This is a genomic window from Mycolicibacterium sp. XJ662, from assembly GCF_053484035.1.
In genome coordinates, this window is sequence record NZ_JBEFTL010000008.1 from 35,235 (window position 1) to 51,198 (window position 15,964).

Sequence of the window (15,964 nt, forward strand, 5' to 3'; positions counted from 1 at the left end):
CGGGGAGGTGGGAATCGTGACCCGGGTGAACGGCACCGCACCGCCCGAGATACCGCTGACCGACGTCGACCTGGGCACCTGGGAGTTCTGGGGCCGCGACGACGATATCCGCGACGGCGCCTTCACCACGCTGCGCCGCGAGGCGCCGGTGTCCTTCCATTCGGCCTACATCGAGGACGCCGAGAACGAAGTCGCCGGTCACTGGGCCCTCACCCGCTACGACGACGTGTTCTACGCGAGCCGCCACCCCGAGATCTTCAGCTCGGCGCTGGGCATCACGATCGGCGACCAGAACCCGGAGCTCAACGAATATTTCGGCTCGATGATCGCGATGGACGACCCGCGGCACACCAGGCTGCGCAACATCGTGCGCAGCGCGTTCACGCCGCGCGTGCTGGCGATGGTCGAGGACTCCGTGCGTGAGCGGGCGCGACGGCTGGTCGAGGACATGGTGGCCGCGCACCCCGACGGCAAGGGCGAGCTGGTCGCCGAACTGGCCGGACCCCTGCCGCTGCAGATCATCTGCGACATGATGGGCATCCCCGAGCAGGACCACCAGCAGATCTTCCACTGGACCAACGTCATCCTCGGGTTCGGCGACCCCGACATCGCCACCGACTTCGATGAGTTCGCCCGCGTCGCGATGGACATCGGTGCCTACGCGACGGCGCTGGCCGAGGACCGGCGGGCCCGGCCGGGTGAGGACCTGACCACCAGCCTGGTGCAGGCCGAACTCGACGGTGAGGGGCTGACCTCCGCCGAGATCGCGTCGTTTTTCATCCTGCTGGTCGTCGCGGGCAACGAGACCACCCGCAACGCCATCAGCCACGGGGTGCTTGCGCTGAGCCGCTACCCCGACCAGCGCGACCTGTGGTGGCGCAACTACCACGAGGTGGCGCCGACGGCCGTCGAGGAGATCGTGCGGTGGGCGTCGCCGGTGGCGTACATGCGCCGCACCGCCACGTGCGACACCGAGGTGCGTGGCGTGCAGATCGCCGCAGGCGACAAGGTGACGCTCTGGTACGGGTCGGCCAACCGCGACGAGACGAAGTTCGCCGACCCGTGGCTCTTCGACGTGCGGCGCCACCCCAACCCGCACGTCGGTTTCGGGGGCGGCGGCGCGCACTTCTGCCTCGGTGCCAACCTCGCCCGCCGCGAGATCACGGTCGCCTTCGAGGAACTGCACGCCCGGCTGCCCGATATCACCGCCACCGAGGAACCAGACCGGCTGCACTCGGCGTTCATCCACGGGATCAAGCGGCTACCGGTGGCCTGGACTCCCCCGCGCTGACGGGTGCGTGCGAACCTGTGTCGTCGCCCGCGCTGCGGGTAACCCACACAGCATGCAATCGGAAAACTTTCGCTCGCTGCTGGACTCGTCCGGTCCCTTCGGATCGGTGTACTTCGAGGATTCCCACAACACCGAGGACGCCGCCGCGCAGACCGACCTGAGATGGCGTGCGCTGCGCGAACAGCTCGAGGAGCAGGGCGCCGAACCTGCGCTCACCGACCACATCGAACGGGCCATCCTCGAGGCGGCTCCCCCGGTTGGTCGCAGCGGTCGAGCGGTGGTCGCCACTGCCGACGGCGTGCTGGTCAACGAACCGCTCATCCGGCCGGCCGGCCCCGAGGTGCGGGTATCGGCGCTGCCCTACATCGTGCCCGTCGTCGCACACGGCGTGGACCGGTCGACGTATGTGGTCGCGGTCGTCGACCACGAAGGCGCCGACATCACGCTGTACCGGGCCCACACCGCCGACGCCGAGACTGTCGACGGCGCCGGCTACCCCGTGCACCAGGCGTCGGGAGCTGACACACCCGGCTACGGCGATCCGCAGCGCACCGCCGACGCGGCCCGCGACCAGAACGTGCGCACCGTGGCCAGCCGCCTCACCGAGCTCGTCGACGACGCCGCACCCGAGATCGTGTTCGTCGTCGGCGAGGTCAGCTCACGGGCTGATCTGGTCGCCGACCTGCCCGAGCGGGTCGCGTCGCGTGTCGTGGAGCTGTCCGTCGGCGCCAGGCACAGCGGCTTCGAGGACGCCGAGTTGCACCAGGCCATCGACGAGGAGTTCCTACGCCGCCGGCTCGCCGCGATCGACCGTGCCGCACAACAGTTCCAGGCCGCGATCGGCAACGACTCGGGTCTGGCCACCGAAGGGCTCGATGGGGTGACCGCCGCGCTGCGCGCCGGTGCCGTCGAGACGTTGATCATCGGTGACGTCGGCGATGCAACCGTGGTCGCCGGGGACGACCTCACCACCGTCGCGCCGAACCCGAACGTGCTCTCGGAGTTGGGGACGGCGCCGACGCAGACGTTGCGGGCCGACGAAGCGCTGCCCATGGCCGCCGTCGCGACCGGCGCCAACCTGATCCGCACCGACGAGCGCATCGAGCCGGCCGACGGTGTCGCCGCGGTGCTGCGCTACGCGCTGCCCTGACCTAGCGCGCGCCGACGATGTTGGCCAGCGCGGCGATCGGGGTGTCGTCGAGATGCTGGCAGAGATCCAACGCATTGTCGAAAACCCGTGCCGCACCGGCGCTTTCCAGCTCGGCTTGCGACACTCCCCCGCTGAGCAGCGCAACGGTCTGCACGCCGGCACGCTGGCAGGCCACGACGTCCCACACCGCGTCGCCGACGAAGACGGCGTGCGCGGCGGGCACCCCGGCCCGGTCCAGCGCCACCTCGATGAGATCGGGCTGGGGTTTGGCCGTGTCCACGTCGGCCGACGACGTCACCGCCGACACCAGGTGGCCGCTGTCGAGCACCTCACGCAGGATGGACAGTTCGTCCTCGGGCGCCGACGTCGCCAGCACGACCTGCAGGTCCAGCTTGGCGACCGCTTCCAGCAGTTCACGGGCGCCCGGCAGCGGCCGTAGCTCCGGCGTCATCTCCTTGTAGTGGCGCGAATGCAGGTCCTTGACGCGTTCGCGGCTGTCTTCGTCGGCACCGTCTGTCAGCGTGCGGACCAATGTGGCGCCGTCCATCCCGATCGAGCGGTGGATGCGCCACGCCTCGACGGGGATGCCGACCTCATCGAAAGCCCGGTACCACGCGTGGACGTGCAGATAGTTCGAATCGACGAGCGTGCCGTCGATGTCGAACAACACGGCGGGTGGCGTGCTGGGGCTACGGCTCACGACGATCGGTCGTCTCACGACGATCGGGCGTCTTCGACCTCGGATCGAGCTTGTCGGCGTGTTCGCGGCGGGCGTCGAGATCGTGACGCGACGTGGACGCCGCATCACGGCGCGTCGCCGCGGTGTCGGCCAGCCTGGCGGCTTCTGCGGCCTTCGCCTCGGCCTCGGCCTGTGCGGCACGCGCTTTGGCCTCGGTTTCCTGGGCCAGCGCCTCCCGCTTCTGCACCCGGTGTGAATCGTGGTCTACCTCTTCGCGGATGCGCTCGGCTTCAACGTGGCGCTTACGGTTGCGCCCCTGCACTGCAACGTAGGCCAGAATCGCGATCGCGATGATCGCCACCACGGCCACGATGACCCATACGACGGTGTTGTCCATCTCGGCTCCTTCGTTCGGTCGGGCCGCAGCGACTGACGGACCCGCTAATAAGACGGGATGCCCGTGCGGTCCAGGGCTAAACCGGGTTCAGGCGAAGTGGGAGGTCAGCGCCCTACTGCTCGACGATCAGCGTGCCCGTCATCGATGGGTGGTACACGCAGTAGATGTCGTACTCGCCGGGGTCGGTCGGTGCCGTCAACGTGGCCTGCTGGCCACCGTCGACGTGCACATCGAACGTCTCCGAGGTCACCGAGTGCTCGGCGGAGTCCTCGTTGCTCACGGTGATCTGTTCACCGGGAGCGACGGTGACCGGATCCCCGAAGCTCATGTCGGCGATGGTGATCGTCGGGCCCGACGCGGGCGCGCTGGTGGCGGTGGCGGGCGGGGCGGTCGCGGTGGCCGTCCCGGTGGCGTCTTGTTCGGTGGTGGCCGACTGGGTGCAGCCCACGGCGAGCGCGGCGATCGCACACAGGGCGGTGCAGAACAACAAGACCTTTCTCATCGTGTCCCCTTCCGTTGTTGTTGCACCCGGGACACGAGCAGCGGACCGGTCGGGTTCGCTACAGCGTCGCGGTGAACGGACCCGTCGGTTGGCACGCCGGTTGTGGTGGGTTGCCGACGTTGGCGCATCCCCGCCCTGTCGATACGTAGGTCGCACCCGGCTGATACGGGGCGTAGTAGACCTGCGCGGTCAGCAACCCGTTTTGGCGTGCACACTGTCCGGGGCCCGACGCGCCCTCCAACTGCACGCACGCGACCGTGGAGAACACTTGAGCGCGGTTGCACGCGGCCGGCTTTAGCGTCGCGGTCACCATGGGGGTTCCGGACACGTCGACGACGTGGGGCGCCGAGAGCGTGTAGTCGCACGGCGACGTCTGCGGTTCCGCACCGGCGACACCCCCGCCGGTCGCGAGGAGGAGGGTGGCGGAGGCGACGCCGACCATCAACGGCCTGAACATGTGTGGATCGTAGATCACCTTCGTCGGGCGAGCAGACATAAAAGGTGGTCTTGGACGGGGTTCTCGCCCCCTTCTGCGTCTTATAGGTAGCGGGCGAACCAGTCCTGCACCCGTTGCCAGGCGTCAGCCGCCGCGGCGGCGTTGTAGCGCTGGCCGGTGTCGTTGAAGAACGCGTGGTTGGCGTCGGGCTCGGTGACCAGCTCGAACACCATGCCCGCCTGTTCCAGCGCCGCGCGTGCGACCGGTTCGGTGGCGTTGACGCGCTGATCCTGTGCTGCGTAGATCCCCAGCACCGCAACGTCTTTGGACGCGGAGAAGTCCGGATCCTCCGGTGTCGGGCCGTAGAACGGCACGGCGGCCGCCAGCCGCGGTGCGCCGGCGTCCAGCAGCCGCCACACCATCGCCCCGCCCATGCAGAACCCGACCGCAGCGATCTTTCGATCCGGAACGCGGCGCACCAGCTCGTCGACCCCGGAGCGCAGGTCGGCGACCGCGTCCTCGGGTGGGATTTCGCCGAGGGCCGCGGTGGCCTGCGCGGGATCGGCGAAGGTGCCCGTTCCGCCCCGCGCCGAGAGCAAATCGATCGCCAGCGCGGAGTAGCCGATGCCCGCGAACCGGCCCGCCACCGACCGGATGTGGTCGGTGAGCCCCTTGTTCTCGTGGATGACCAACACCGCGCCGCGCGTGTCGGGCGCCTCCGCCCACGCTCCCTGCAGCTCACCGCGGGGCCCGGGCCAGGTGATCGCCGTGGTGTCCACCGCGGTCTGCGAACCCGGCGGTGCGCCCGCCGTCGCGGGCTCGCTCGAGGTGACCGGGGCCTGCGCCTCGGGCTGGCGGTTATCGCTGCAGCCGGCGATCAAAGCCGTCGCCGCGGCCGCGCCGACGCCGAGCAGCGCGAGCCTGCGCAGCGCTTCGCGTCTGGACAACAGCCCGTCGACGTGGTCGATGGCGATTTCCTCGGCGATGTAGCGCTGCAGCGGCGTCATCTTCGTCAGTATGCCCCGGACGACGGATAGTGCCAGGTCATCGCGCAAAATAGACAGAAATGCGAATCTGTTCACGGTTTTCATTGACACCGCAATCGGCGGGCTGTTCTATGGCGGGGTGAGCTACGACACGATCATCCGCAACGGCCGCTGGTTCGACGGCACCGGCGCAGCGTCCGCGGTGAGGAACATCGGCATCCGCGACGGCCACATCGCCGCGATCACCGCGGAGGACCTCGACCCGACCGGCTGCCCCGACGTCATCGATGCATCGGGTAAATGGGTGCTGCCCGGCATGCTCGACATCCACACCCACTACGACGTCGAGGTGCTCGACGGCCCTGCGCTGGCCGAATCGTTGCGCCACGGGGTGACCACGGTGATGCTCGGCTCCTGCTCGCTGTCCACCGTGCATGTCGACGGCACCGACGCCGGCGACATCTTCGGCCGGGTCGAGGCGATTCCGCGCGACCACGTCATCGACGCCGTCGACCGCAACAAGACGTGGTCGGACTGCGAGCAGTACATCGCGGCGTTGGAGGCACGGCCTCTGGGCCCCAACGTCGCCGCGTTCATCGGGCACTCCGATATGCGGGCGGCCACCATGGGCCTGGACCGCGCGACCCGCAAGGACGTGCGGCCCACCCGCAGCGAACAGGCCCAGATGGAGCGGTGGCTCTCGGCGGCGCTGAAGGCCGGCTTCGTCGGAATGTCCTCGCAGCAGCTGCTTTTCGACAAGCTCGACGGTGACGTGTGCCGGTCGCGGACACTGCCGTCCACCTACGCCAAGCCCCGCGAGCTACGCAGGCTCAAGTCGTTGTTGCGGCGCACGGGCCGGGTGCTGCAGTCCGGACCCGACATCCAGAACCCGCTGAACCTCGTATCCCAACTGGCGCAGTCGCTGGGCTTGGTTCGCAACCCGCTCAAGACCAGCCTGCTTTCGGCGGCCGACGTGAAGTCCAATCCGTACAGCATCCATGCCCTGGGCCCGGGCGCCCGGTTGGTCAACAAGCTCGGCGGAAACTTCCGCTGGCAGCATCTGCCGGTGCCGTTCGAGGTCTACGCCGACGGCATCGACCTGGTGGTCTTCGAGGAGTTCGGCGCCGGTGCCGCGGCGCTGCACCTGCGCGACGAGGTCGAGCGCAACGAACTGATGCGCGATGAGGCCTACCGCCGCCGGTTCCGCAAGGAGTACGAGAGCAAGCTGGGCATCCGGGTGTGGCAGCGCGACTTCTTCGACGCCGAGATCGTGGCATGTCCCGACACGTCGATCGTCGGGAAGTCGTTCGGCGAGGTCGGCAAGGAGCGCGGCGGACTGCACCCGGTCGACGCGTTCCTGGACCTGGTGCTCGAACACGGTCGGGCGCTGCGCTGGCGCACCACGATCTCCAACCACCGGCCCGACGTGCTCAAGAAGTTGGCGCGCGACACGGGCATCCAGATGGGGTTCTCCGACGCCGGTGCGCACCTGCGCAACATGGCCTTCTACAACATGGGCCTGCGGTTCCTGCGTCATGTGCGCGACGCCGAGCGCGCAGGAAAGCCGTTTCTGAGCGTCGAGCAGGCCGTGCACCGGTTGACCGGTGAACTCGCCGACTGGTACCGCCTGGATGCCGGGCACCTGCGCCTCGGCGACCGGGCGGACCTGGTGATCGTCGACCCAGAGCACCTGGACGACTCGCTGGACTCCTACGCCGAGGAGTCCGTCGAGCAGTACGGGGGCCTGTCGCGCATGGTCAACCGCAACGACGACACCGTGACCGCGGTCTACGTCGGCGGCAGGGCGGTCTTCGTCGGCGGCCAGCCGACCGACGTCGTCGGCGAAAAGCGCACCGGACGGTTTCTGCGCGCAGCGCACAAGGCGCCCGCGATCTCCGCACAGGAAGGCGAATTAGCCAGTGTCAGTTGAAGATACGGTCTTGGGTATGTGGAAGGCGTTGTCCGCGCGTAACTGGGAGGAGCTCAAGACGTTCCTGTCCGACGACTGCATCTACCTCGACATGCCCGTCGGCCCGGCCGCGGCGGCGCGCGGACCCGAGGACATCGTCAAGCGGCTCAAGATCGGCTTGGAGCCGTTGTCGTCCTACGAGAACTTCTCCGGGCTACTGGTCGACAACGGCACCGACGCGATGTATGAGCACAGCGAGGAATGGCACTGGCCCACAGGCGAATCCGCGGTGCTGAAGTTCGTCTCGGTGCACAAGGTCCAGGACGGCAAGATCACGCTGTGGAAAGACTATTGGGACATGGGCGCGTTGGCGAACAACGCCCCGCCCACCTGGCTGGAGGACTTCGCGAACGCCGACATGAGTTGGGTGTTCGACGCCACGGGCCTGGTGTGACGGTGCCGCGACGGTTTGAGGTCGGCGACAGGCGGTAAACCCTTCAGATCGGGGAGGCTCGGCTGAAGGAGAGGCGACGTGCGTACGCGTGCGGCACTGTCCGCGTTCGTCGGACGCGCGAGACGCGCAATGGCGCAGCACAACTTCGACCGCGACAACGTGCTCATGCTCGGCAAGTCGGTGCTGGCGGCGACGGTGGCCTGGCTGCTGGCTTCGCAGGTGTTCGGCGCGAGCCACGCCACGTTCGCGCCGTTCTCGGCGGTGCTGCTCATGCAGATCACCATCGCCGACTCGGTGCAGATGGCGATGCACTACACCGGCGCGGTGATCGTCGGCGTCTGCCTCACCGGGGCGATAGTGCTGCCGTGGGGCGTGCAGCCGTGGCTGTTCCCGATCATCTTGGTGGTCGCGCTGACCATCGGGCGCTGGCGACGGCTCGGCAGCCAGGGCATCAACGTCACGGTCGCCGCGATCTTCGCCTACGGCGCGTTCGCCATGCCCGAACCGGGGGTGTCGCCGTCCTCTCAGCTCCCCGAGATCGTGGGCATGGTGCTGCTCGGCGCCTCGGTCGCATTAGCCGTCAACCTGCTGGTGGCGCCCCCGTTGCGGTACCGCAGCGCCGGCTATGCCGTCCAATCGTTCTGCGATTCGTTGTCAGACCTGCTGGCCGACATGATCGAGGGACTGAAAGACGGGACGCCCGACGCGGACGCGGCACGCCACTGGCGACAGCACGCCGACGGCGTCGCACGCATGACCCCGCAGGCGCGTCACACCGTCGACCATGCCGATCAGACCTCGCGGTTCAACCCGCGCCGGCTGCTGGTGCACGACCACCGCAGCTTCGACGGGTACCGCGTGACGATTCAGGCGGCGGACCGCATCACCGCTCAGGTGCGGTCGGTGATCACCGGGTTGGTCCGGATCGGCGAACGCGACGACGACGAACAGCAACCGCACCACGACGCGTTTCTGCGGCACTACACGGCCGTGCTGTCCGCGGTGCGCGACGCCGTCTCCGCGATGGGCGGTATTCACTCCGTCGACGACCTCGTCGACGGCGAACAGCTGAGCGAGGCGGCCCGGGACTGCACGGCGGCGCTGCAGCAGCTGCGCTCGCAGGCGCAGGGTAAACCGCTCGATCAGCCGACCCAGTGGTCGGTGTACGGCGGCCTGTACACCGACGCGCAGCGGATGTGTGACGAGGTCGGATGGGCGCGCGACGGGCTCAACGACGTGGCCGATTCGGTGCGTAGCCGCCTGCGCAGCACGCGCGGCTGACCGTCTACAGCGTGATCTTGCAGCTCTGGCCGATGTCGAGGGTGCGCAACATCCGGCCCATGCCCAGCCACATCGCGCACGACAGCGCCAGGTCGGTGAGCAGTTCCTCGTCGAAGTGCTCGCGGCAGCGGGCCCAGAAGTCCTCGTCGTCGCGCAGGGCGGTGTGGTCGGAGGCGAACCGTTCGGCGAACTCCGCGGCGATGCGCTCCTGGGCGCTGTAACCCGGCCACGTCCGCCACTGCGCGGCGTGGTCGTAGAGGTCCTCGTCGACACCGGCCGCGATGTCTGTCGAGTCGCGGGTGTTCTGGCACACCACGCATTCGTTATCGAGGGCGATGACCATCCTGGCCAACTCGCGCACCCGCATCGGAAGCCGGTTCTTGGTGTAGACCGCGTTGGTGAAACCGGCCATCGCGACCCCGATGTCGGGTGACTTGACCACCCAGGCGGCCGCGTCGTCGTCGGCGAAATCCCCTATTCGGCTCATGGCCGAGATCGTACGCGGCGGTCACGTGCTGGTGGCGGTGATTTCGCTGCGCTCGTCGTCCCACTCCCGCTGTGCCAGCACACGATGCGCGATGCGCTCCAGCGCCGCCTCCACCTGCACATGGTCGGGTCTGCCCTCGAACGTCTGCGAAGTGGCGAGCTTTTCGGTGATCGCGTCGACCAGCACCGACGAGGCGGTGTCGACCTGCTGCGCGCCGGCCTGTGTGAGCCAGAACCGATCACCGGTGCGCAGCGCGTAGCCGGTGGCGACCAACTGCTCGAAGGTCGGCTCGATGACTTCGCACGGCACCCGGAGTCGATCGGCGATCTCGGTGAGCCGTACGGAGCCGAAGGCCTGGTTGTGCCGATAGATCTGGATCAACGCCCACAGTCGCGCGACGTCGAGTTCACAGCCCGGCCGACCCGCGATGCTGCGCAGCCGGATCTCGGGTGAATGGCGCAGCAGGCGCCAGATCGCGGATTCCAGCACCTGCTCCGAATTCTCGGTACCGGGCATCGCGAAGCCGTCGCCGAGATCGACGGTCGCCGATTCCATCTCGTGCAGGGGCACCTCTTTGAGCGTCAGCGCGACCAGGAATCCGATGAACGCGACCGGCGCCGCGAACAGAAACACCAACCCGAGCGAATCGGCGTAGGCAGTGACGATCGGTGCGGCGACGTCGGATGGCAACCCGTGCAGCACCTGCGGGGACTGCGCGGCCGCCGGCGGCGCACCGCTCACGGCCAGGGCTGCGCCGACGCGGGCGTTGAGGAAGTTGGCGAACAGCGATCCGAAAATCGCTGCGCCGAAGGCGCTTCCGATCGCCCGGAAGAACGTCACGCCCGATGTCGCGACGCCCAGATCGGTGAAGCCGACCGTGCTCTGCACGATCAGCACGAGTACCTGCATGCACATGCCGATGCCGGTGCCGAGGACGAACAGGTATGCCGACTGCGCCAGCAGCGACGTGTCGGCGTCCATCCGCGACATCAGCACGAAGCCCACCACCATCACCGCGGTGCCGACGACCGGAAAGACCTTGTAGCGTCCGGTGCGCCCGACGATGGCGCCGCTGCCGATCGAGGTGATGAGCAACCCGACCACCATCGGCAACGTGCGCAGCCCGGACTCGGTGGCCGAGACCCCGTCGACGAACTGCATGTATGTCGGCAGGAACGTCAACGCCCCCAGCATCGCGAACCCGACGATGAACGACAGCACACAGCACACCGTGAACACCGGGCTGCTGAACAGCCGGACCGGCAGAATCGGTTCGGCCGCACGGCTTTCCACCCAGACGAATATCGCAAGGGCGACCGCCGAGCCGATGAACAACCCGATGATCGTCGGCGAATTCCAGGCGTAGGTGCTGCCGCCCCAGCTGGTCGCCAGCGTGAGCCCGGTCGCGCCGAGGCCGACGAACACGATGCCGGCGTAGTCGATGACGGGCCGCTCGCGGCCGCTGAGCGCGGGGATGGCGGCCGCCGCCACGAAGAACACCACGACGCCTATCGGGATGTTGATCCAAAACGCCCACCGCCAACTGAGGTGGTCGGTGAAGTAGCCGCCCAGCAGGGGGCCGATCACCGTCGTCACACCGAAGACGGCGCCCAACGCGCCCTGGTAGCGGCCGCGATCGCGCAGCGGGATGACCTCGCCGATCAGCGCGGTGGCCGTCACCATGATGGCGCCGCCACCGACACCCTGCAGAGCGCGCGATACGACCAGCGCCGTCATCGACCCGGCGATGGCGCACAGCACCGAACCGACCCCGAAGACGAGCACCGCTGTCCCGAACACGGCTTTGCGCCCGAACAGGTCGCCGAGCTTGCCCACCACCGCGGTGGCGATGGTCGAGGCCAACAGGTAGCTCGTCACCACCCACGACTGGTGCCCGGCCCCGCCGAGGTCGGCCACCACCGTCGGCAGTGTGGTCGCGACGATCGTCTGGTCCAGCGCGGCGAGCAGCATGCCGAGGAGCACCGCAACGAAGATGAAGTTGCGGCGCTGTGGGCTGATCAGCGCGCCGGGTTCACGATCCTCGGCGGCGGCGTGTGTCGCCGGACTTCCCATCCCTGCCTTCCGTCGGCCGGTATCCCGTCCGGCCTATCGTTAGACAAGCTAGAAAGGTTACGCCGACCGACGGAAGGGTTGCCCGCAGCGGGTGCGCAGAAACGCGAAGGTCAGAGGCTGGTCGGCGGGCGGGAGACGCACTGCGCCGCGTAGAGCTCATCGCCCAGCTTGTCCATCAACTGCAGCTGCGTCTCGAGGTAGTCGATGTGCTCTTCTTCGCTGGCGAGGATTCCCTCCAGCAGCGTGGCGGTGGTGGCGTCTTTCCGCTCGCGGCACATGATGATGCCGGGCTTCAGCCGCTCCATCACTTCATATTCGATCGCCAGGTCGGCTTCGAATTGTTCGCGCAGGGTCTGACCGATTCGCAACGAGAACAGCCGTTGATAATTGGGCAGCCCGTCGAGCATCAGAATTCGATCGGTAATCGCCTCCGCATGATTCATTTCGTCGAATGATTCTTTGCGGGTGTACTCGGCGAGTTCGGTAAAGCCCCAATTCGCCTGCATCTTCGAATGCAGGAAATACTGGTTAATGGCTGTGAGCTCGCTCGTCAATTGCTCGTTGAGCAACTTAAGAACGTCCGGGTCGCCTTGCATTGGGGCTCCTTAGCACCTTGAGGGCTGGTCAAGCGTCGCTATCGGTTGTGTGGGATCCAATCTAGTGCAGAAGACTGCCAATGCACAGTCTCTGCGCTTGTGCGGCGCGACTTTTCGGCGTTCCGGCGAGTGATTGACCGGTTGTGGGCCGTCGAGGACGGATCAACTCTGGACTGCCTATGCTTACTAAGGTTAGACTCCGCTAACCAAAAACCGGCGTATCGGACAGGTGGGAAATAGGGATGGGTGAGCACGATCTGCATTCCTTCATTCTCGCCTGCGATTTCCGTGTCGATGACGTGGAACGGATGTGGGGTTGGCTCAAGAAACGTCGTGACGGTCTGGCGTCGATCGGTGCCCACCACGTGGTGCTCTACAGCTCGATTTGGGAGGCCCAGCGGGTATTGACCACAATTGGAATTCGGCAAGCCGGCTCGATCCGCGAGGTTTTGCGGTCCCCCGCGATATTCGAGTTGTTCGATATTTCCGGCGTCGACGATATCCCGCCCATATTCGGCGGCGAGGTGGTGGAGAAGATCGACCTGTACCCGCCCTCTCCCGTCGATCACGTGGGGCGCGTCATCGTCGGCGTCATGTCCTCGGTGCAAGACGTCGGTTCGCTGATGGTCAAGGTGCACGACGGGTTGGACCGGTTCAAACGCGCGGGCGTGCGCAAGATCTGGGTGTATCGGGCGCTCGACGACGGGCAGGAAGTGATGATCCTGCAGGAGATCGAGAACGAGGAGGCCGCCCGGCAGTGGATCGACAACCCCGACCACGCCGCCGAATGGCTGCGCCAGGCGGGCCTCGGCGCCTACCCCAGCCAGTTCGTGGGCAGGTTTGCCCACATCATGAGCATCGACGAGCAGAGCGGTTAGGTGCGCCGGTGTTCGTCTGTCTATGCATGGGAATCACGAGCAGCGACGTCGACGAGGTGGTCGCCAACGGCGCGACGACGTCCAAACAGATCGCCGAGGCGTGTGGTGCCGGCGGTGACTGCGGGCGGTGCCGGCGTACCCTGCGCGCGATCATCGCGGCCCATCACGAGGCCGACGGTCGGCCCAGGGCCGTCAACCACTGAGTGCAGGGATCACTGCGCTGCGCGACGGCCGGTGAAGTCGGCCAGCGCCTCGGCGTTGGCCGCGGCGCCCATCAACGTGGCGAAGTGCTCGTTCTCCCTGGCCGTCGCGGCGGCGATGGGGGCACGCGTCGGCGCGACGATGGTCTGCTTCACCGCCATCAGGCTCGAAATAGGTTTTTCGGCAAGGACGTTCGCGTGTCGGCGGGCCTGCGCCAACAGGTCGTCGGGTGCACACACCTTCCACGCCAACCCCATCCGCTGCGCCTCGTCGGCGTCCACCCACTCCGACGACATCAGCAGCCAGGCGGCGTTCTGCCGCCCCATCAACCGCGGCAGCAGATATGACGACGCGGCCTCGGGCGCTACCCCGAGGCTGGTGAACGGCGTCTTCAACTTCGCCGTCGTGGACATGAACACCAGATCGGCGTAGCCCAGGATCGTCGCGCCGATACCGACACCGACGCCGTTGACCGCACAGATCAGCGGCTTGGGGAACTCGGTGAGCGCGTCGATCATCGTGGTGAAGTGGCTGCCCTGCTCGTTGAACGCCGGATCGGTGATGCGGCGCTGCATTTCCTTGAGGTCGTTGCCCGCGCTGAACGCCCGACCCGATCCGGTCAACAGCACGACGGCCACCTCGGGGTCGTCGGCGGCGTCGCGCAGCGCGGTCGCGGTCGCGTGATACAGCTGTTCGTTGAACGCATTCAGGGCGTCAGGCCGGTTCAACGTCAGCGTGCGAACCCGGTTCTCGTCGCTGATCTGCAGGGGCACTGGTTGCTCTTCGGTCACCGGTCGACTGTACGGCGCGACGGGTTGGCGGCGAACGGCGTGCGGTACACGTAGCGGCTCGTCGGCACGGTGTCGACGTCACGGTTGGCGCCGAACGCCGCCGTGCTGGCCACCATCCGCTCCATCCGGTCACGCAGATCGTCGTCATCGGCGGCGCCGAAGAACGCGTGCAGGTCCGAGATGGCTTCCTGCGGGAACAATTCTTCGACGATCGCCGCGAACGTGGGTGCGTCAGGCGTCAACGCGCGCACCACGGCGTTCTGCACGTAGCCGAACGTCGCCTGGGTGTCGATGGCCACCGGGGTGTGATCGACGTGCCACCGGGTGCGCCAGGTCGCCTCGTCCATGTCGGCGGGGCGGCGCAGCAGCGCGACGTTGGCCAGACCGGGGCTGCGTTGGCCGGGCACGGTGTCGGGCGGGGCCAACGGAACCGACTCGGTGACCAGATAGGCCGCGACGTCATCGGCTTCGGACTGCAGCCGCTCGATCGCGGCCCTCACCTGCTGGCCATAGGACTGTTGCGTCCACAGCGTGACGAAACCGACCACCGCGGGATCCATCGTCGTCAGCGTCATCAGGAAGTCTCGCACCACCTCGTCGCGCAGGTTGATGGCAAGGCCCGGAAGATCCATGTCGAGCAGGTCGGCCGCCACCCGGGCGCGCATTCGCGCGCACCACTTTTCGTCCGGCTCGGCGCCCCGCAGGGTGATGATGACTTTCTCCACGAAGCCGAACCTACCGCGACCGCGGTGAACCGCACGCTGGTCGTGGCGAGGTGGGTCAGGCCTCCAGCCGGTCGCGCACGGCGGCCATCCGCCGTTCGAGTTCGTCGGCGTCGATGATCCCGCGGGCGAGCAGCGAATGCGCCAGCGCCACCAACTGGTTCTCCGGATACGGCAGGTCCGCGTACACCGTCGCCGACAACGCGTCCTCCTCGTCGCGGCGCTCCTTGAAGTCCGGCACCCCGGTGTCACACGCGGCGCGGTCGAGGGCATCGCACATACCGTCGAGGCTGGTCTTCCACGGCGGCACGGGGTTGTCCACGCCGTACTTGGCCGCCATCCGCGGCCAGACCTGGTTGCGCTGCACGACCTGCTGCAGCGGTGTGACCGGCGTCGGGTCGGCGGCGTTCACGTGACCGGGTGGATCGCGGAGCGGGTTTCGGTGATCACGTTCGCGGTCACGCCCGGTTTCGGTAGGGCGACACCGATCAGGCAGTCGCGCGTGATGATCTGCGCCAACTCGTCTTCGGTCCAGCCGTCGGTGCCCTCGGGACGCATCGGCATCACCATGAACCGGTGCTTCTGGTTGGAATCCTGTACCCGCACGGCGATTTCGTCGGGCAGGTAGAGGCCGAACTCCGCGAGTACCTGACGCGGCCAGCGGACCAGGCGGCGCCGGTAGTTCGGCGTGCGGTACCACTCCGGGGAGTTGCCGAGGATCGGGCGCGGATAACACGAGCACAGCGCGCACACGATGACGTGGTGCACGCTGGGGGTGTCGGCGAGGATCTCGAACGCGGTGAAATCGCTTGGCGTGCCGAAGCCGGTTGGTTCCATCCAGTCGACGCCGACTTCCTTGCTGGCCGTCATCGGTTCGCTCAGCGCGAGCTGTTGGAACTCGGGATCCAGCCACGCCCGCGCGACGAGGCGCGCAGCCGGGGTCGGACCGATCTGCTCGGCGAACTCGGTGAAACGACGATGTTCCTCGGCGGTGAAGATGCCCTTCTCGATACACAATTCGCGCAGCGCGATCTCGAGCACCTCGAAGTCGGTGATCTCGTCGACCATCGGGGCGACGGTGCGCTCGTGGTCGTGGTCGTGGTCGTGGTCGTGGTCGTGCTCGGTCATGTG

At 67.5% G+C, this 15,964-nt stretch carries 19 protein-coding genes; 7 read left to right on the forward strand and 12 right to left on the reverse strand.

Features of this window, described 5'->3' with window-relative positions; genetic code table 11:
- The first annotated feature begins 7 nt into the window (after positions 1-7).
- Complete coding sequence (locus ABQE93_RS19590) at positions 8-1,291, forward strand: cytochrome P450 (protein WP_448409995.1); 1,284 nt, start codon at positions 8-10, stop codon at positions 1,289-1,291.
- A gap of 52 nt (positions 1,292-1,343) precedes the next feature.
- Entirely contained in the window at positions 1,344-2,441 is a 1,098-nt protein-coding gene (locus ABQE93_RS19595; RefSeq protein WP_448409993.1) for an Rv2629 family ribosome hibernation factor, read from the forward strand.
- Between the two features lies 1 nt (position 2,442).
- Here the strand turns inward: ABQE93_RS19595 and ABQE93_RS19600 are convergent, their stop codons facing one another.
- From ABQE93_RS19600 to ABQE93_RS19620, 5 genes are all read right to left on the reverse strand, one after another.
- Complete coding sequence (locus ABQE93_RS19600; protein ID WP_448409992.1) at positions 2,443-3,141, reverse strand: HAD family hydrolase; 699 nt, start codon at positions 3,139-3,141, stop codon at positions 2,443-2,445.
- Entirely contained in the window at positions 3,131-3,517 is a 387-nt protein-coding gene (locus ABQE93_RS19605; RefSeq protein ID WP_448409991.1) for a hypothetical protein, read from the reverse strand. The genes ABQE93_RS19600 and ABQE93_RS19605 overlap by 11 nt, the downstream gene beginning before the upstream one ends.
- A gap of 112 nt (positions 3,518-3,629) precedes the next feature.
- Positions 3,630-4,019 (reverse strand): cupredoxin domain-containing protein, encoded by a 390-nt coding sequence (locus ABQE93_RS19610; RefSeq protein ID WP_448409989.1) that lies wholly within the window; start codon positions 4,017-4,019, stop codon positions 3,630-3,632.
- 58 nt (positions 4,020-4,077) lie between these two features.
- On the reverse strand, positions 4,078-4,476 hold the full coding sequence (locus ABQE93_RS19615) for a hypothetical protein (RefSeq protein WP_448409988.1): 399 nt from the start codon (positions 4,474-4,476) through the stop codon (positions 4,078-4,080).
- Between the two features lie 80 nt (positions 4,477-4,556).
- On the reverse strand, positions 4,557-5,462 hold the full coding sequence (locus ABQE93_RS19620; RefSeq protein WP_448409987.1) for a dienelactone hydrolase family protein: 906 nt from the start codon (positions 5,460-5,462) through the stop codon (positions 4,557-4,559).
- Positions 5,463-5,580: 118 nt separating this feature from the next.
- Here ABQE93_RS19620 and ABQE93_RS19625 point away from each other — a divergent pair, with 118 nt between their 5' ends.
- The 3 genes from ABQE93_RS19625 to ABQE93_RS19635 all read left to right on the forward strand — a co-directional run bounded on the left by ABQE93_RS19625 (position 5,581) and on the right by ABQE93_RS19635 (position 9,085).
- On the forward strand, positions 5,581-7,371 hold the full coding sequence (locus tag ABQE93_RS19625; RefSeq protein WP_448409986.1) for an N-acyl-D-amino-acid deacylase family protein: 1,791 nt from the start codon (positions 5,581-5,583) through the stop codon (positions 7,369-7,371).
- 16 nt (positions 7,372-7,387) lie between these two features.
- The gene (locus ABQE93_RS19630) at positions 7,388-7,804 is read left to right on the forward strand and encodes a nuclear transport factor 2 family protein (protein WP_448409984.1); all 417 of its coding nucleotides are present in this window, start codon (positions 7,388-7,390) and stop codon (positions 7,802-7,804) included.
- 78 nt (positions 7,805-7,882) lie between these two features.
- Positions 7,883-9,085, forward strand: coding sequence for an FUSC family protein (locus ABQE93_RS19635; protein ID WP_448409983.1), 1,203 nt, complete (start codon positions 7,883-7,885; stop codon positions 9,083-9,085).
- A gap of 4 nt (positions 9,086-9,089) precedes the next feature.
- Here the strand turns inward: ABQE93_RS19635 and ABQE93_RS19640 are convergent, their stop codons facing one another.
- The 3 genes from ABQE93_RS19640 to bfr all read right to left on the reverse strand — a co-directional run bounded on the left by ABQE93_RS19640 (position 9,090) and on the right by bfr (position 12,241).
- Entirely contained in the window at positions 9,090-9,572 is a 483-nt protein-coding gene (locus ABQE93_RS19640) for a carboxymuconolactone decarboxylase family protein (RefSeq protein ID WP_448409981.1), read from the reverse strand.
- Positions 9,573-9,593: 21 nt separating this feature from the next.
- Positions 9,594-11,645, reverse strand: coding sequence for an MDR family MFS transporter (locus tag ABQE93_RS19645; protein ID WP_448409980.1), 2,052 nt, complete (start codon positions 11,643-11,645; stop codon positions 9,594-9,596).
- 110 nt (positions 11,646-11,755) lie between these two features.
- Complete coding sequence (bfr, locus tag ABQE93_RS19650) at positions 11,756-12,241, reverse strand: bacterioferritin (RefSeq protein WP_448409978.1); 486 nt, start codon at positions 12,239-12,241, stop codon at positions 11,756-11,758.
- 242 nt (positions 12,242-12,483) lie between these two features.
- Here bfr and ABQE93_RS19655 point away from each other — a divergent pair, with 242 nt between their 5' ends.
- A complete protein-coding gene (locus tag ABQE93_RS19655) occupies positions 12,484-13,119 on the forward strand; it encodes a fatty-acid--CoA ligase (RefSeq protein WP_448409976.1) in 636 nt (211 codons plus the stop codon).
- A gap of 8 nt (positions 13,120-13,127) precedes the next feature.
- Positions 13,128-13,322, forward strand: coding sequence for a (2Fe-2S)-binding protein (locus ABQE93_RS19660; protein ID WP_448409974.1), 195 nt, complete (start codon positions 13,128-13,130; stop codon positions 13,320-13,322).
- Between the two features lie 9 nt (positions 13,323-13,331).
- Here ABQE93_RS19660 and ABQE93_RS19665 read toward each other — a convergent pair whose 3' ends face one another.
- The 4 genes from ABQE93_RS19665 to scnC form a co-directional block, all read right to left on the reverse strand.
- A complete protein-coding gene (locus ABQE93_RS19665; RefSeq protein ID WP_448410065.1) occupies positions 13,332-14,093 on the reverse strand; it encodes an enoyl-CoA hydratase/isomerase family protein in 762 nt (253 codons plus the stop codon).
- Between the two features lie 14 nt (positions 14,094-14,107).
- Positions 14,108-14,836 (reverse strand): EthD domain-containing protein, encoded by a 729-nt coding sequence (locus ABQE93_RS19670; protein WP_448409973.1) that lies wholly within the window; start codon positions 14,834-14,836, stop codon positions 14,108-14,110.
- A 55-nt stretch (positions 14,837-14,891) separates the two neighbouring features.
- Complete coding sequence (locus tag ABQE93_RS19675) at positions 14,892-15,173, reverse strand: thiocyanate hydrolase (protein ID WP_448410064.1); 282 nt, start codon at positions 15,171-15,173, stop codon at positions 14,892-14,894.
- 68 nt (positions 15,174-15,241) lie between these two features.
- On the reverse strand, positions 15,242-15,961 hold the full coding sequence (gene scnC, locus ABQE93_RS19680) for a thiocyanate hydrolase subunit gamma (protein WP_448409971.1): 720 nt from the start codon (positions 15,959-15,961) through the stop codon (positions 15,242-15,244).
- Positions 15,962-15,964 lie beyond the last annotated feature (3 nt).

Coding starts and splice junctions, on each gene's coding strand:
- bfr (WP_448409978.1), bottom strand. CDS start 12,241: ATGCAAGGCGACCCGGACGTTCTTAAGTTGCTCAACGAGCAATTGACG.
- ABQE93_RS19620 (WP_448409987.1), bottom strand. CDS start 5,462: ATGACGCCGCTGCAGCGCTACATCGCCGAGGAAATCGCCATCGACCAC.
- ABQE93_RS19605 (WP_448409991.1), bottom strand. CDS start 3,517: ATGGACAACACCGTCGTATGGGTCATCGTGGCCGTGGTGGCGATCATC.
- ABQE93_RS19655 (WP_448409976.1), top strand. CDS start 12,484: ATGGGTGAGCACGATCTGCATTCCTTCATTCTCGCCTGCGATTTCCGT.
- ABQE93_RS19610 (WP_448409989.1), bottom strand. CDS start 4,019: ATGAGAAAGGTCTTGTTGTTCTGCACCGCCCTGTGTGCGATCGCCGCG.
- ABQE93_RS19645 (WP_448409980.1), bottom strand. CDS start 11,645: ATGGGAAGTCCGGCGACACACGCCGCCGCCGAGGATCGTGAACCCGGC.
- ABQE93_RS19640 (WP_448409981.1), bottom strand. CDS start 9,572: ATGAGCCGAATAGGGGATTTCGCCGACGACGACGCGGCCGCCTGGGTG.
- ABQE93_RS19595 (WP_448409993.1), top strand. CDS start 1,344: ATGCAATCGGAAAACTTTCGCTCGCTGCTGGACTCGTCCGGTCCCTTC.
- ABQE93_RS19630 (WP_448409984.1), top strand. CDS start 7,388: ATGTGGAAGGCGTTGTCCGCGCGTAACTGGGAGGAGCTCAAGACGTTC.
- ABQE93_RS19675 (WP_448410064.1), bottom strand. CDS start 15,173: ATGGCGGCCAAGTACGGCGTGGACAACCCCGTGCCGCCGTGGAAGACC.
- scnC (WP_448409971.1), bottom strand. CDS start 15,961: ATGACCGAGCACGACCACGACCACGACCACGACCACGACCACGAGCGC.
- ABQE93_RS19615 (WP_448409988.1), bottom strand. CDS start 4,476: ATGTTCAGGCCGTTGATGGTCGGCGTCGCCTCCGCCACCCTCCTCCTC.